The organism is Rhizobium ecuadorense, assembly GCF_001187535.1.
GTDB classification, from domain to species: Bacteria; Pseudomonadota; Alphaproteobacteria; order Rhizobiales; family Rhizobiaceae; genus Rhizobium; species Rhizobium ecuadorense.
Genome location: NZ_LFIO01001788.1, coordinates 1 through 305 on the forward strand (window position 1 = coordinate 1; position 305 = coordinate 305).

Here is a 305-nt window from a genome sequence, read left to right on the forward strand (position 1 = left end):
CGATCGCACCCCAGACCATTGACGGTCCCATATTGTTCCAGACCATGACAACGCTGACGCCCATCGCTGTGAAGGCGTCTATGCGCTCATCCAGAAGCATCGGAATTGAGAACACCCCGATTGCAAAAGCGAATCCAGCGAACAATGCGCCGACACACAAACCGACGATCAGCATGCCCCAGCCCGAGGGGGTGGTGACCAATAGCCTTGCTACGCCACCAAGGCCGGGGAACGGATTAACGCCGAAAAAGAGCGCGTAGATAATGACCGCCGCCCTCATCCAGAGCAGCATCACCATGCACAGC

The 305-nt window shown here is 57.4% G+C and carries 1 protein-coding gene; it reads right to left on the reverse strand.

The window, feature by feature from the left end; all coding sequences use genetic code 11:
- A partial coding sequence (locus AF337_RS36050; protein ID WP_152971346.1) for a DUF2189 domain-containing protein occupies positions 1–305 on the reverse strand: 305 nt, incomplete at both ends.